The 15,092-nt window shown below is 33.7% G+C and carries 15 protein-coding genes; 7 read left to right on the forward strand and 8 right to left on the reverse strand.

Annotated elements, in window-relative coordinates; genetic code table 11:
* The first annotated feature begins 13 nt into the window (after positions 1-13).
* Both OM075_RS13730 and OM075_RS13735 read left to right on the forward strand, forming a co-directional pair.
* A complete protein-coding gene (locus OM075_RS13730; RefSeq protein WP_301191096.1) occupies positions 14-1,945 on the forward strand; it encodes a tetratricopeptide repeat protein in 1,932 nt (643 codons plus the stop codon).
* Between the two features lie 4 nt (positions 1,946-1,949).
* Positions 1,950-2,465 (forward strand): GNAT family N-acetyltransferase, encoded by a 516-nt coding sequence (locus OM075_RS13735; protein WP_301191097.1) that lies wholly within the window; start codon positions 1,950-1,952, stop codon positions 2,463-2,465.
* A gap of 13 nt (positions 2,466-2,478) precedes the next feature.
* Here the strand turns inward: OM075_RS13735 and OM075_RS13740 are convergent, their stop codons facing one another.
* Entirely contained in the window at positions 2,479-2,928 is a 450-nt protein-coding gene (locus OM075_RS13740; RefSeq protein ID WP_301191098.1) for a type I restriction enzyme HsdR N-terminal domain-containing protein, read from the reverse strand.
* A gap of 177 nt (positions 2,929-3,105) precedes the next feature.
* Between OM075_RS13740 and OM075_RS13745 the strand changes: the two genes are divergently transcribed.
* Genes OM075_RS13745 through OM075_RS13765 form a run of 5 tightly spaced genes read left to right on the forward strand, consistent with a single transcriptional unit; the run spans position 3,106 to position 6,942 of the window.
* Positions 3,106-3,882: an AMP nucleosidase gene (locus OM075_RS13745; RefSeq protein WP_301191099.1), complete on the forward strand. Its 777-nt coding sequence runs from the start codon at positions 3,106-3,108 to the stop codon at positions 3,880-3,882.
* Between the two features lie 36 nt (positions 3,883-3,918).
* On the forward strand, positions 3,919-4,923 hold the full coding sequence (gene holA / locus OM075_RS13750) for a DNA polymerase III subunit delta (protein WP_301191100.1): 1,005 nt from the start codon (positions 3,919-3,921) through the stop codon (positions 4,921-4,923).
* A 29-nt stretch (positions 4,924-4,952) separates the two neighbouring features.
* Positions 4,953-5,567, forward strand: coding sequence for a rhomboid family intramembrane serine protease (locus tag OM075_RS13755; RefSeq protein ID WP_301191101.1), 615 nt, complete (start codon positions 4,953-4,955; stop codon positions 5,565-5,567).
* Positions 5,568-5,594: 27 nt separating this feature from the next.
* Positions 5,595-6,089, forward strand: coding sequence for a D-glycero-alpha-D-manno-heptose-1,7-bisphosphate 7-phosphatase (locus OM075_RS13760; RefSeq protein WP_301191102.1), 495 nt, complete (start codon positions 5,595-5,597; stop codon positions 6,087-6,089).
* Positions 6,090-6,093: 4 nt separating this feature from the next.
* The gene (locus tag OM075_RS13765; RefSeq protein ID WP_301191103.1) at positions 6,094-6,942 is read left to right on the forward strand and encodes an aminotransferase class IV; all 849 of its coding nucleotides are present in this window, start codon (positions 6,094-6,096) and stop codon (positions 6,940-6,942) included.
* A 4-nt stretch (positions 6,943-6,946) separates the two neighbouring features.
* Here the strand turns inward: OM075_RS13765 and OM075_RS13770 are convergent, their stop codons facing one another.
* From OM075_RS13770 to OM075_RS13800, 7 genes are all read right to left on the reverse strand, one after another.
* Entirely contained in the window at positions 6,947-7,948 is a 1,002-nt protein-coding gene (locus OM075_RS13770; protein ID WP_301191104.1) for an FAD:protein FMN transferase, read from the reverse strand.
* Between the two features lie 320 nt (positions 7,949-8,268).
* On the reverse strand, positions 8,269-8,667 hold the full coding sequence (locus OM075_RS13775; RefSeq protein WP_301191105.1) for a hypothetical protein: 399 nt from the start codon (positions 8,665-8,667) through the stop codon (positions 8,269-8,271).
* 2 nt (positions 8,668-8,669) lie between these two features.
* On the reverse strand, positions 8,670-9,236 hold the full coding sequence (locus OM075_RS13780; protein ID WP_301191106.1) for a thioredoxin domain-containing protein: 567 nt from the start codon (positions 9,234-9,236) through the stop codon (positions 8,670-8,672).
* An 87-nt stretch (positions 9,237-9,323) separates the two neighbouring features.
* Positions 9,324-12,356, reverse strand: coding sequence for an AsmA family protein (locus OM075_RS13785; protein WP_301191107.1), 3,033 nt, complete (start codon positions 12,354-12,356; stop codon positions 9,324-9,326).
* A gap of 153 nt (positions 12,357-12,509) precedes the next feature.
* Positions 12,510-13,769 carry an NADH:ubiquinone reductase (Na(+)-transporting) subunit F gene (gene nqrF, locus OM075_RS13790; RefSeq protein WP_301191108.1) on the reverse strand — a complete coding sequence of 420 codons (1,260 nt, stop codon included), beginning with the start codon at positions 13,767-13,769 and terminating at the stop codon, positions 12,510-12,512.
* Positions 13,770-13,791: 22 nt separating this feature from the next.
* A complete protein-coding gene (gene nqrE, locus OM075_RS13795) occupies positions 13,792-14,409 on the reverse strand; it encodes an NADH:ubiquinone reductase (Na(+)-transporting) subunit E (protein WP_301191109.1) in 618 nt (205 codons plus the stop codon).
* A 26-nt stretch (positions 14,410-14,435) separates the two neighbouring features.
* Positions 14,436-15,092, reverse strand: coding sequence for an NADH:ubiquinone reductase (Na(+)-transporting) subunit D (locus tag OM075_RS13800; RefSeq protein ID WP_301191110.1), 657 nt, complete (start codon positions 15,090-15,092; stop codon positions 14,436-14,438).

The following is a 15,092-nucleotide window of genomic DNA, read 5'->3' on the forward strand; positions in this document are numbered from 1 at the left end:
AAACAATCTAATGATGATTCGATTTTTTGTTCCTATATTTTTAGTGCTATTAACTACAAACATTGTTGCTCAAACAAAAAACAGCAATAATGAAAAAATATATAATGCCGCTGTTGCTTTATCCGAAGCCGGTGATTGCGAAAAAGCTATTGAACAATTTAAAAGAGTTGCTCAGTCTGAGCCAGACAACGTTAATGTATTATTTAACATTGGTTACTGTTATCTAAACATCAATAATGGTGCAGATTCAGCCTCAGTATATTTTAACAAAACTATAGATCAGCTTAGTAAAGAACAATACAATACAGAAATTGGTTATGATGCTTTTATGTCTTTAGCGAAAGCCTACCAGCTTCAATATCGATTTCAGGATGGTATAGATACCTACAACAGAATTCTGGAATTCATTAGTGATGATTATGTTGATTTAAAGGCTGATATTAACAGACAGATTGAAATATGCAACAACGGAATCATCTTAATGAATAATCCGGTTAAGTTAGAAGTACACAACTTAGGAAAAAACATTAACTCTAAGTACGATGATCACAGTCCTCTGGTAAGTGCAGATGAATCTGTTATGATTTTTACCTCAAAAAGAATTTCTTCTTACTCTACAGTTATGGATGATGGACAGTTCTCGGAGAAGGTATTTACAAGTACAAAAAAAGATGAATGGAGCAAAAGTGAAGTAATTAAATCCATAGTAAAAAAGAATAGCCACGAAGCCGGGGTTTGTTTATCTGCTGATGGAACAGAACTTTATATGCTGGTTAGTAACATTGACGGACAAAATCTTTACGTAAGTAATTTTGATGGCGAAACATGGAGCGAACCATACAAATTACCTTCAGGAATCAACAGTCGTTACAATGAAACGCACGCTTCAATCAATTCAGACAAATCTGTTTTGTTTTTTACAAGCGACCGCAAAGGTGGATACGGTGGTTTAGATATATACATGGTTCGAAAATTACCCAATGGAGAATGGGGGACACCTAAAAACCTGGGTGATAAAATCAACACACCCTACGATGAAGAAACACCTATGATCTATTTAGATGGTAAAACACTTTATTTTAGTTCTGAGGGTCATAATACAATGGGTAACTTTGATATTTTCTACAGTAAAATGGCCGCAGACAGCACATGGTCACAACCTGTAAACATGGGATATCCAATCAACACCCCAGATGATGATTTCTTCTTTGTACCAACTGCAGCCGAGAACAAAGCCTACATGGCATCATCAAGGTTTGAAGACAACTATGGCGGATCTGATTTATATTTAATTGAATACGAAGAACCATTTGAAAACCGTTTAGCAGTTATTAAAGGGCAACTTAAAAACGATAAAGAAACAGCCTGGGACAATGTTCGTATTCTTGTAAAAGAACATAACGACGATAAACTACTGGGAGAATATCGCCCACACCCGGAAACTGGTAAATACATTATGATACTGGAATGTGGAAAATCATACGATATTAATTTTGAAGGTAAAGGTGTTACGCCTCAAAATATCACATATGATGTGAATAATGAATTGGCTTACCATAAAACTTCTGAATCAGTTGAAATGAAAGATGTTTGGTTGGCTGTTGAAACAGATAAACCTGAAACCACAGAAACTAATGCATCTATAGCATCTGGTATACCTAATGCAACATCAGATCAAATGGAGGTAAACAGCGAAGAATATCCTTATACTGTGCAGTTCATAACTTTAAAAAGAGTACTTAAAGATCTGGAACAATTTTCTCTGGACTTAAGTCAGATTAAAATTTATGAATGTACTGACGGTAACGTAAGGTATGTTTTTGGTCAGTTTAAAAATTTCAAGGACGCTAAAAAAGCGAAACAAGAAGTGATTAAAGCAACCGGATATGACGATCCTTTTGTTAGATTTTTCTGGCAATTAAATAAATTGAAATCAGAAAAATAAAGAAGTGGAAGTAAGCGTAGCTTTAAGAGCAATTGAACCGGAAGATATTGACATTTTATATCAGTGGGAAAACGACATGGAACTTTGGGTGGTATCAGACACCCAAAAACCATTTTCCCGTCATCAGTTAAAGCAATATATACAAGGTATTAATCTGGATATCTATCAATCAAAAGAACTTAGGTTAATGATAGAAACCGAAGAGGACAAGCCTGTTGTTGTGGGAATGATTGATTTATTTGATTTTGATCCCTATCACAACCGTGCCGGTGTTGGTGTCATGCTGAATAAGGAGTTTGAAGGTAAAGGTTTCGCATCACAAGCTTTAGAACTCTTTATTGATTACTGCTTTAATACGCTTGGCATTTTTCAACTATACAGTTCCATTACTTCGAGCAACACCAAAAGCATCAAATTATTCGAAAAGCTTGGTTTTGAAAAATCAGGAGTTCGTAAAAAGTGGAGAAAAATAGGGCGAACATATTATGACGAATTGTTTTATCAGCTAATTAACGAATAAGCTCCCTCCTACTTTAAAGTTGTTTGTAAGAAGGAATGTCCTCCAAAAAATTATATTGCCTGCCATCCTGGTTCAGTAAAGCGCAGTAATGATTCATTCCATTTGTAACACAAATCAACCTTGTTTTTAGCATGATATTATATCGCGCTACCTGATCAAAAACCTGGTTGGTAATTTTAATATGTGGGGCTTTACATTCCACAACAAAAACAGGCTTACGTTGTTTGTTATATGAAACAATATCGGCCCGTTGAGCCAAACCATTAATATTTACTTTTGTTTCAACAGCCATTAAGGATGCAGGGAAATCCTTACATTCAATTAAGTACGATAGAAAATTCTGACGCACCCACTCTTCAGGAGTTAGTGCAACCATCTTTTTTCGAATGGTATCAAAAATCATTTTTTTACCATCAATCTCTTTAATTGAAAATTCAAATGTGGGTAAATTTAAAGGCTGCATAAACTAATTTTGCGCAAATATAACTCAATTTATGGCACAACTTTTATCATTAGGCTTTTGAATTCAGATATACTCACTCAAGAAAACAAGTAATCCTAAACACTGTATTAATAAATGTTTTTTAATACTTGCTTTTTGTTATTTTTATCAACATTTTAAACTAAAACGTTCGAAAATATGAAAACAAAAAAAGATATAGTTAATAACTGGCTTCCTCGATATACTGGAAGAAAACTTGAAGATTTTACATCTCACATATTATTAACAAACTTTCAGCATTATGTGGAATTATTTGCAGAGTGGCATAATGTTCCAATAGTTGGTGAAGATCATAATATGCCGAATGCCAGTGCTGATGGTATCACAATCATTAACTTTGGTATGGGTAGTCCTAATGCCGCAACCATTATGGATCTTTTAAGTGCCATTGAGCCCAAAGCTGTTTTATTCCTTGGTAAATGCGGTGGACTAAAGAAGAAAAATCAACTTGGTGATTTAATCATCCCTATTGCTGCTATCAGAAATGAAGGTACCTCAGATGATTATTTACCAGCAGAGGTTCCTGCTTTACCAGCATTTAGTCTGCAAAGAGCAGTCTCAACTACCATTAGAGATAATGCTCGTGATTATTGGACTGGTACAGTATTTACCACCAACAAAAGAGTATGGGAATATGATGAACGCTTTAAAAGATATTTAGAGAAAACCCGTGCTATGGCCATAGACATGGAAACTGCAACCATTTTTACCGTGGGTTTTGCCAATGAAATACCGACCGGTGCTTTATTACTGGTATCAGATCAACCTATGATTTCGGCTGGTATAAAAACTGCCGCCAGCGACAGAAAAGTAACCAAAGAATACGTAAATCAACACATTCAAATTGGGATCGACTCCCTAAAAGAAATTATAAATGGAGGAAAATCTGTTAAACACCTGTTATTTGATAATTAGTGATTAATTGTATTTTTGCAGCAAAGTAATTTTAGTATGACCGAGTTTCAACAAATAATGGCTGGACTAAAAAACCGCCAGTTTAAACCCATATATTTTTTAATGGGTGAAGAAACCTATTACATTGATGAAATCACCAATTATATTATTGATAATGTTTTAACCGAAGAAGAAAAAGGTTTCAACCAAACAATATATTACGGTAAGGATGTCGATGCAGCCACTGTTATTATGGCAGCCCGAAGATATCCAATGATGTCGCAACATCAGGTAGTAGTGGTTAAAGAAGCTCAATATATTGACAAGATAGAAGACCTTCAGCATTACGCTGCAGCTCCTCTGTCATCCACGATATTGGTAATTAACTATAAGTACAAAACTTTAGATAAAAGAAAGAAACTAGGGACCATACTAAAAAAATCGAACTGCATTTTTGAATTCAAAAAACTTTATGACAACCAGATATCTGCATGGATTACTGGTTATCTTAAAGAAAAAGGAATGACCATTGATATGAAAGCAAGTATGTTACTTGCCGAATCACTTGGAACAGACCTTTCTAAAATTGTAAAGGAGCTTGATAAACTCCAGGTTGCCATAGGTAAAGAAGTAACGCAGATTACTTCTGAACACATTGAAAAAAACATTGGCCTTAGTAAAGATTATAATAGCTTTGAGTTACAAAAGGCTGTAATCAATAAGGATATTTTAAAAGCTAACAAAATCATTAAGGTGTTTGCTAAAAATCCCAAAGAGCATCCCATTCAGGCCACAATTACCGTGTTGTTCAATTACTTTTCAAAGCTGATGGTCTATTATTATTTGGCTGACAAAGGAAAGGCAAACGTAGCCAAAGAACTAGGCATAAATCCTTTTTTTGTTCAGGATTATACACTTGGAGCCCGTAACTATTCAGCACGTAAAGTTGTGTCTGTTATATCTATTCTTCGAGATTATGATATGAAAAGTAAAGGTTTCAACAATGTTTCTGCAGACATGGGAGATCTTCTGAAAGAAATGGTTTTTAAAATCACACATTAACATTTACAACAAAACAAAAACCTCTTAAAATGAATATATTATTAATATTAATTGGTGCTATTGTAGTTTTTAGTGTAATGGCTTTTAGTCAAAGCACACTGCTATACAGATACCAATTCAATGCCTACCAGATTATTCACAGAAAGCAATATATACGATTAATTTCGCACGGATTTTTACATGGAAGCTGGACACATCTTTTAGTAAATATGTTTGTTCTGTATTCGTTTGGTAGAGCAGTGATTTACCATTTTAATTATGCTTTCACGGGAAGAGGAACCGTTATGTTTCTTTTACTCTTCTTTTCATCGTTAATATTCTCAAGTCTTTACTCCTTATTTAAAGAAAAAGACAATCCTCATTATAATGCTATTGGAGCATCCGGAGCTGTATCTGCTGTTGTTTTTGCATCCATATTTTTTAGCCCTTACAGCATGTTATATTTATTCATGGTAGTACCTGTTCCAGGAATTGTATTTGGAATTGGATATTTGATCTATTCAAGAGTGATGGCTCAAAAAAACATTGATAATGTAGGGCATGATGCTCACTTTTGGGGTGCTGTTTTTGGTTTTATTTTCCCTTTATTATACAAACCTTCTTTATTTCTTGACTTTATTCATGAACTCATTCCTTTTTTGTAAAAAGCAGATTAAAGCAACAACAAACCAATGAATAAAGCAGTTTTTATAGACAGAGATGGAGTGATTAACAGTGATGAAGGCCATTACTATGTGTACAGAGTTGAGGACTTTGTTTTTAATCCACAAGTAGAAGAGTCCCTTTCAACCTTAAAGCAAAATGGTTTTATGCTTATCATGATCACCAATCAAGGAGGCGTTGCGAAAGGAGAATATACCGAAGAGGATATTCAGAAAGTACATCTGTTTATGCAGAACAAATTATTGGAAAATAAGGCAAATTTTGATGCTATTTATTATTGCCCTCATCATGATTCGGTAGCGCCATGCGACTGCCGAAAACCAAAACCAGGTATGATTTTGCAGGCCATAAAAGATTTGGATATTGATCCTAAAGAATCCTTTTTAATAGGCGATTCAAAAAGAGATATTGAAGCAGGAAATGCTGCTGGATTAAAACAATGTTTTCAGGTTCCTAAAAACACCTCCATATACCCTATTGCCAAGCAAATTATCGATTTATAAACAGATGGATTCTTTTGTAAACTATAACGGAAAAATATACGCTGAAAACATAGTGCCTGTTTCCTATAAAAACAGGGCATTTAAATATGGAGATTCGTTTTTTGAAACGATCAGAACCAACGGTCAACACCCTATTTCTTTTCCGTTACATTATAAGCGAATCAGAAAGGCAATGATCAGCCTTAAATTGGATCTGGCTTCAATACCAACAGAAAAAGAACTGTATGACCAGATTGTTAAGCTGATTCAAAAACATAAAATATTTGAAGCTTGCAGGGTTAGAATTGAGTTTTTTAGAGCTGGTGAAGGTTTATATACTCCAACCGAAAACAAGGCTAATTACCTTATTGAAATATCAAAATTAGGGTATCAACAATACGAACTTAATAAAAAAGGTTTATTTGTTTCTGTTTATACCGAAATGAAAAAAACGTACTCTCCAATTTCATTTTTTAAATGTGGCAATGCGCTACACTATGTTTTAGCTGCTTTGCAAAAAAAAGAAGATCACGTTGATGACTGTTTATTAATTAATGACCAGGATAAAGTTATTGAAGCCTCAAGTTCAAACCTTTTTTGGATTAAAAATCATATTGTATATACGGCTTCTGTTTTTTCGGGATGTGTGGATGGTACCATGCGTCAAACTGTTATTGACCTGATCAAGCAATCGAAACACCTGCAGCTAGAAGAATGTACAGGTGCTTCAACTGACGACTTATTAAATGCCGACGAAATCTTTATCACTAATGCCATTCAAGGCATTCAATGGGTGGTTGGATTTAAAGAAAGACGCTATTTTAATTACCAGTCCAAAGAACTGGTAAAACAACTCAACCAATCTGTTTTTTAATCAACTATTTTACAACATAGTCTTTAAATCCCTCTGTGTATTTTACCTGATTATTACCTTCATCATCCACATATATAAAATACCCTTCAATTCCCGGTAAAGCACTGATTACTTCCATACTCTTCTCTACCCCCATTACCATACATGCGGTTGCATAACCATCTGCAACCATACATTCAGGTGCTATAATAGAAGCGCTTAATAAAGAGTGCTGAACCGGATAACCGGTTTTAGGATCAATGGTATGCGCATATTTTTGACCATCTTTTATATAGAAATTTCTATAATTACCGCTTGTTGCCAATCCTACATTTGTTAGCGATAAAACATCCTGAATTTCTCTGTTAACAGCAGCTCTGTCATCAATTGGTTTATCAATACCAACTCTCCAGGCAATGCCTTTATTATTTACACCATGCACTCTAATCTCCCCTCCTATTTCAACCATATAATTATCAATCCCCTGCGATCCCAAATAATCTGCAACAACATCAACACCATAACCTTTTGCAATAGCGCTTGCATCAAACATGATTCCAGGCTTGGATTTGGATAAGAAGTTTTCTTTTAACTGAATTTTCTCCATACCTACATTCATTAGCAAAGAATCGATCAACAAACTGGTAATACTATCCTTCTTTTTAAAACCAAACCCCCAGGCATTAACTAAGGGTGCCACAGTCATATCAAAAGCACCTTCTGTATTTCTATTGATTTCAACTCCTGATTGATATACATACTTGAGCATTGAATCAACATAACTTCCCTTTTCACTAACATTGAACCTGCTTATGGTAGAGGTATCCTTAAAAGTTGAAAGCGCCCAATCTACTTTGCTTAACTCGTTAGCAACACCTTTATTTATTAAATCATTTTCTTTAACCGGTTGGTAAATGATATGATAAAATGTTCCAAAAATCATTCCTTCCATTTTTAAATAGTCATGAGTTTTTGGAGTACACGAAATTAATAGTACCAAACAAAAAGAAAATAATGCTTTTTTCATTGTATAAAATTTATATTCAACGATCAGATGGAACGTTTAAGTAAATTTGACTGTCCATCGGAGAGTAAATTTATATAGCAAATTTACACGATCGTTTCTTGTGTTATTGTTTATTGTGGTGCAAATGTAATGCAAATTTTAAATAGGGAGATAATAGTAATATTAATAAACTCCTTATAGCCAATAAACCTTTATTTGAAAGATTATTAAACCTATTCTCAAATGTAACTTTAATATCAAAACCAAAATAAATCCACATTTAGGATCAATGAAAAAGCCACCTTTTTGGGGTGGCTTTACAATATTTTAATTTGTGTTGATTAGTTACATCCAGCAGCTTCTTTAGCCTGTGCTTTCACTTCAATCATTGCATTCAGAACAAAAGAAGTATAAGAAGACATTGCTGACTTTAGCTCCATACCACTACTTGCAGAAACAGCACAACCTGAATCTATAACAATTTGCTCTGACGCCCCTGAACATTCATTGGCATCTCCTGCGGTGTAATAATCTGAACAATAATACTTATCTCCTTCATATAAGTAATAATCTCCATTATCATCACTACAAGCACTAAAGCTTAAATCAACACAAGTTGGAGAGTCAAATCTAACACAACTATCTTCACCTGTTGTATCATCATTGTCATCCTCACAGCTCCATGTCAACAACGATAAAATCATTAACAAGCTAATTGGTAATAAAACAACTTTTTTCATAATCAATCTTTTAAACTATTATTTATTATTTCTTCAAACTTTTTAATATCCAAATATCCCGATAATATTTTATGATCTACAATAAAAGTTGGAGTTCCTTTTAGTTTTAAATCTTTAAACAAACTCCTGTTACGCTCAATATACAACCTTGTTTCATCATCTAAAAAATTATCTGCAATTGCTTGATTTAAATTCATAATCTCAAGAATGTATTCCTGATAATTTTTATCATAAATGACATTAGAATCCTTTAATAGTAATTCATGAAAGGATTCATAATTTCCATATTTAAAGACAGACACAGCCATCTGTAAAGCATCCATTTCTTCTTTTGTATCTGAAAAAGGAACTGGTTTTAAAACAAATTTTATTCCATCCTTATATTCCTTTAATAGGACTGGCAAAACTTCTTTAAAAAATTTACTACAAAACTTACAACTATAATTTCCAAATACAATTACGGATAGTTCAGCTTTGGGATTACCAAATATGATATCATTTTCATTTCTTAATTCAATATCAGTTGATAAAACTTCAACTCCCGACTTCTTTTCTCTCTTAGTAAACAACTCATATGATTTTATAGCTATGAGTATGAACAATACAAGAGAAACAACATAAATATAAATGTGACTTTTATTTTTCATCTTAACCATCTACTCAACACCTGTATCATACACTATTAAATTTGGAGCAAACAAAACCTGCAAACCTCTTTTATTCATTCGTATTCGAGTATCCATTACCTTTCTGTCATTTTTATTATCAAACCAGGCCTTACTCTTTCCATCTAAATAACTGGTTTTATAATATCTACCCTTATCATCAGGATCAAATCCACTTTCCAATTCTTCTTTTGAGCGTTTTTTTACTTTGCCGGCAAGAATCTGTCCCAATAATACCCTAACGTGAAAATCATATTCTCCATTAAAACTATACATTCCCAAAAATGATGCCTCTAATGAGTTGGAGAAAATATCTGTTTTAGGAATAAATATATTATTGCGATAAATAAACAAATTACTTGTTAAGGTATAAAAGCGCATATTATCGAGGTTGGGAATATTATTGCCTGGAATATCCTTTAAATCAGTTATTGCTTTAATATCAATTAATGCTCCGTTTTCCAGTTTTAAATTTCCTGACATCATAATAGAATCCAATGCTGGTTCATAGTTCAATAAAACAATTCTACCATCCATCTTTGAAGATAATAAACCCTGAACATTTTCCTTGGTAATATCATATTCTGACAAATAGACTTGTAAATCATCAATCATTCGGGATACATCAATACTATCGGCACTTAACCTAAACTTCAATACATCTCTCAACACAGTATCCGTTGGTAAATCAGTCATTGTATACCTTAAACCACCTTTTATTTCACCCCCAAACACATCACAATCCAGATCTTCTGCTACATAGGTTCCGTTACTGATATCTGCTAAAAATTTTGAATCAATATGCTCGGCCAGAATATCTCCATATTTGAAGCTTTTTATATTAACATTACCATTAACTTTGTAGGTAAATTTCATTTCATATGGCTCTTCATTCTTTTTGGCTTCCATTAGTGCCTCCATTTCCTCTTCAGGCATAAGCACTGTATCTGTATCATTTAATAGGCTTTCGATTAAAGCATAATCAAAATCTCCTGCCGTAAAATTACCAAACACATGCATTTCTTCCGGCTGATTTAAAATGGCAGCACTATAAACCTTACTGATATATGTTGAATCAGCAGTAAAATCCAATCCGGAATAACTTCCAGATAATTGATTTACAAACACAGAATCATCACGGTAAGCAATTAATCCATTTAAAGCACTTACATTAATTGTGGTATCTTTCATGTCGACCGTTACATCCTGAGCTTTTACCTTAAATTCTGATTTTTTAAACATTAATGCCATAGCCTCATCAGCAATAGAATCTATCTTAAAATCTCCTTCTGAATGAATCTGAGCAGTAATCAAACCACTCATATAATTTGCAAGCGAATCGGGCAACATAGAATATATTTCATGCATATCAAGTTGAATATTTGATTTCAACTGATACTTAACCTGATCTAATCCATTAATATTTCCTGAAGCAGAAATATAGGTTTGATTGTCAAGAGCCAGCAATAAGCTATCCAATTTCACAGATAGATTCTTATAATTGGATATATTCCCCTTAAATGAGCTCTTAAAATATCCATTGGTAAGATTTACCTTATAATCCGGAACTTTAACCTTTAAACCCTGCAATTTTACATTTCCTGGCGCATATGCTAAATTTCCACTCAACGCATCAACAGATGGTAAAGAATCCATTTTAAAATTAACTCCCGCAAGATTTACAGAAAGCTTTGTGCGATTTAAAGCATAATCATAAAAAGCTTCGTTAATAGAATCGGGTAATACTCCTGAGGTTGAAATCTTCGCAGAAACCAAACCTCCTAAACTTTGTATTAGAGAATTGGGAACATATGGTTTTATCTCTTGCAAATTGGCACTTACATCTGCAACTAAATCATATTGTAAATGCTGAAAATTTTGCACCAAAGCAGATACATTTACTTTACTATGATCCGTTTCAGCATGAAATTTTTTAACATTAACAGATGCTGATTCTAATCGTGATGCATATCCGTTTACTAAATTAACCGAGAGCTCAATATTTTTTACGGCCGGATAAATGTCATACTGAACATTCCCCTGATTTAAATCGATATTAAAATCGAACTGAGGAAGTGTTTTGGGACTAAGATACCCTTGAGTAGTTCCTGAAACATTAAGAATACCTGCTAAATCATTTAAGGCTAATTCTTTTTTAATTTTTTCAGGCAAGAATCTAAAGCTTTTGGATAAATCAATATCCGTTCCTGAAATAGATAGATTTTGAAACAGGCTATCACCCTGAATCACATAACCCTTTCCTTTAAATATAGCACCTGCAGCATCAAGAGTCAGTTCTTTAACGTCCAATGTATCATTCATGGCACTAACATCAAAAATCAATCTGCTTTTTTGAAGATCTTCCAGCTGAAAATCATCATACTCAATAGATTTTACCATCACTTCGCCTTCGGTATGCGCTAAAAAACCTTGTGGCTTTACTTCGCCTTTTACTGTAACTTCAGGAATAGTCAATGAAGTTTTGAACTTCATAAAATCATCAAAGTACTCAACATTGATATCAGTAAGAGTTAATTTTTCAAGAGAATAAACACCTTGTATCACTGTTGTATCAGCCTCCTCCGCTTGAATTGAGTCTGCATCAACTCCAAATAGAAAATCAAAATTAGTTTTACCAAGTGAGTCCACTAAATATTTAAAATTAGCATCTTCAATATCTATCTTTTTTACATAAATATTTCCATGTATTAATTCCCAAAGATCAACCGATGCATATAAATTCTTAATACTTGCCAAGGTATCAGGAGCAATGGTAACAGAGTCATTTATTCCTGCATCGGAAGTCATAATCAAATCTTCAAATTCAATAGTAGCAAGAGGAAAACGATAAATCAAACTAAAGTCTACATCTCCAACACTAAGTGGTACATCAAAGGTTTTCGCTCCACGTTGAATGGCAAGTTTTACAATATCATTTTTAAATATTTCGGCAAGAATAACCAACAATAGAATAAATCCGCCAATGATGATAATAAGATTTCGTAAAAGATGCTTCTTCTTCATTATGTAATGTTTGTATTGATTGTATATCGTAAATTGATTAACGAATGTATAAAAAAATAGAGCATTATGTTGAAATTCGGCCATAAAAAAAGGCTCCTTAAAGGAGCCTTTTTGTTGTTTCAGACTGAAGTCTGAATATATGTTTCATTTAGATTAAGATCCAAAATCATCAAATGCAATCATTTCATCAGGTACACCTAAATCATAAAGCATTTTATTCACAGATGAGTTCATCATTGGAGGTCCACATAAGTAATATTCGATTTCTTCTGGCTCCTCATGCTTAATTAAATACTCATCATGAATAACCTGGTGAATAAATCCTGTAGGTCCTGTCCAATTATCTTCAGGTAAAGCATCACTTAAAGCAATAGTAAACTTAAAGTTAGGGAATTGCTTTTCGATCTCTTCAAACTGCTCTTTATAGAAAATTTCTTTCACTGAACGAGCACCATACCAGAATGTAGCCTTACGACCAGTTTTGATTGTATGGAACATATGGAAGATGTGAGAACGCATCGGAGCCATACCAGCACCACCACCAATAAACATCATCTCACGCTCAGTATCCTTAATAAAGAACTCTCCATAAGGTCCTGAAACGGTAACTTTATCACCTGGTTTACGAGAGAAAATATAAGAAGAACAAACTCCTGGATTCACTTTCATAAATCCACCATTTACTCTGTCGAATGGAGGTGTAGCAATACGAATGTTTAACATTACGATATTACCTTCTGCAGGGTGGTTAGCCATTGAGTAAGCACGGAAAGTCTCTTCTGGGTTAACCATCTTAAGATCAAAGATTCCATACTTTTCATATTCGTCTCTATATTCTTCACCAATTTCCATATCCTTGAAATCAACAGTGATTTTAGGTACGTCAATCTGAATATATCCACCTGATTTAAAGTCTAAAGTTTCACCTTCAGGTAATTTAACCACAAACTCTTTAATATAAGTAGCAACGTTGTCGTTTGATACAACAGTACATTCCCATTTCTTAATACCAAGAATCTCTTGTGGAATATGCATTTTAAGATCTTCTTTCACTTTTACCTGACAAGCTAAACGCCAGTTATTTGCTTGCTCTTTACGAGTAAAATAACCAGTTTCTGTAGGTAAAATAGAACCAGCTCCTTCATTTACCTGACAACGGCACATGGCACAAGTACCACCACCCCCACAAGCTGAAGGAAGGAAGATTTTATTAGTTCCTAAAGCAGACAATAATGTTTGACCAGGAGAAACTTCCAAAGCTTTCTCTCCGTCATTAATGTCTATAGTAACGGTTCCTGCAGGTGTTAACTTTTGTTTTACCCATAAAAGTATTGACACCAACAGTAGGATAACAAGTAAGAAAACTACCACACTGGTAGTGATTACCGTACCCTGACTTGCTAAAAATATCATAGTATATCTGTTTTCTTACTTTTTATAGTTGAATACCCATAAAACTCATAAATGCAATACCCATTAAACCGGTTACGATAAATGTAATACCTAAACCTCTTAATGGAGCAGGAATGTCTGAGTATTTTAATTTTTCACGAATAGCAGCAATACCTACAATAGCAAGTAACCAACCGATTCCAGAACCTAATCCGAAAGATGTTGCTTCAGCTAAAGATGCATACTGACGCTCTTGCATAAATAATGATCCTCCAAGAATAGCACAGTTTACTGCAATAAGTGGTAAGAAAATACCTAACTGACTATATAATGCCGGAGCAAATTTTTCTACAATCATTTCTACTAATTGTACCATAGAAGCAATTACAGCAATAAACATGATAAAGCTTAAGAAACTTAAATCAACTTCTGCAAATCCTTCTCCTAACCATTTAAGAGCACCTTCTTTAAGTACATACTCATTTAAAAGGTAATCTACAGGTACTGTAATTAATAGTACAAAAACTACTGCGATACCAAGTCCAAACGATGTTTTTACAGTTTTTGATACAGCTAAGTATGAACACATACCTAAGAAGTAAGCAAATACCATGTTATCGATAAAAATAGACTTGATGAATATATTAATTATATTTTCCATTGAAATTTTATTTTCCAGTTAATAAATTAAGATTCAATCAAATCTTTATTACGTGAACGTTGCACCCAAATAATAACAGCAACAGTAACAAGTGCCATTGGAGGTAAGATCATCAAACCATTATTTTGGTATCCTAAATCGTAAATAAATTGAGGAATGATGTGTAGTGTACCTAAACCTGGTAATGTTAATGTACCTGATCCAAGTAATTCTCTGAAGAATGCTACAATAACCAAAATGATTCCATAACCAGCGGCATTACCTACACCATCTAAAGCTGACTGCCAAGGTTTGTTACCTAAAGCAAATGCTTCTAAACGTCCCATGATAATACAGTTGGTAATAATCAGACCTACAAATACAGATAATTGCTTACTTACTTCGTATGCAAAAGCCTGCAATATTTGATCTACAATAATTACAAGAGCCGCAACTATTACTAGCTGAACAATAATTCTAATACGAGCAGGAATTGTATTACGCAATAACGAGATGATTACGTTTGCAAAAACTACCACAAACATCACCGAAATAGACATTACAATTGCTGGCTCTAATTTTGCCGTAACCGCTAATGCAGAACAAATACCTAATACCTGAATAGTAATTGGGTTTTGAGCATTTAACGGGTTTGTCATCAGTTTTCGGTTTTTCGCTGAAAACAAAGGTTCTTTGTCACTCAT

The sequence above is a fragment of the Plebeiibacterium sediminum genome (assembly GCF_026013605.1).
Taxonomy (GTDB): Bacteria; Bacteroidota; Bacteroidia; order Bacteroidales; family Marinilabiliaceae; genus Saccharicrinis; species Saccharicrinis sediminus.

Bases quoted from the DNA above. Each gene is read 5' to 3' on its own strand.
- OM075_RS13765 (WP_301191103.1), top strand. From the start codon at position 6,094: ATGGATTCTTTTGTAAACTATAACGGAAAAATATACGCTGAAAACATA.
- OM075_RS13775 (WP_301191105.1), bottom strand. From the start codon at position 8,667: ATGAAAAAAGTTGTTTTATTACCAATTAGCTTGTTAATGATTTTATCG.
- nqrF (WP_301191108.1), bottom strand. From the start codon at position 13,769: ATGATATTTTTAGCAAGTCAGGGTACGGTAATCACTACCAGTGTGGTA.
- OM075_RS13785 (WP_301191107.1), bottom strand. From the start codon at position 12,356: ATGAAGAAGAAGCATCTTTTACGAAATCTTATTATCATCATTGGCGGA.
- OM075_RS13740 (WP_301191098.1), bottom strand. From the start codon at position 2,928: ATGCAGCCTTTAAATTTACCCACATTTGAATTTTCAATTAAAGAGATT.
- holA (WP_301191100.1), top strand. From the start codon at position 3,919: ATGACCGAGTTTCAACAAATAATGGCTGGACTAAAAAACCGCCAGTTT.
- OM075_RS13755 (WP_301191101.1), top strand. From the start codon at position 4,953: ATGAATATATTATTAATATTAATTGGTGCTATTGTAGTTTTTAGTGTA.
- OM075_RS13800 (WP_301191110.1), bottom strand. From the start codon at position 15,092: ATGAGTGACAAAGAACCTTTGTTTTCAGCGAAAAACCGAAAACTGATG.
- nqrE (WP_301191109.1), bottom strand. From the start codon at position 14,409: ATGGAAAATATAATTAATATATTCATCAAGTCTATTTTTATCGATAAC.
- OM075_RS13745 (WP_301191099.1), top strand. From the start codon at position 3,106: ATGAAAACAAAAAAAGATATAGTTAATAACTGGCTTCCTCGATATACT.
- OM075_RS13760 (WP_301191102.1), top strand. From the start codon at position 5,595: ATGAATAAAGCAGTTTTTATAGACAGAGATGGAGTGATTAACAGTGAT.
- OM075_RS13730 (WP_301191096.1), top strand. From the start codon at position 14: ATGATTCGATTTTTTGTTCCTATATTTTTAGTGCTATTAACTACAAAC.
- OM075_RS13770 (WP_301191104.1), bottom strand. From the start codon at position 7,948: ATGAAAAAAGCATTATTTTCTTTTTGTTTGGTACTATTAATTTCGTGT.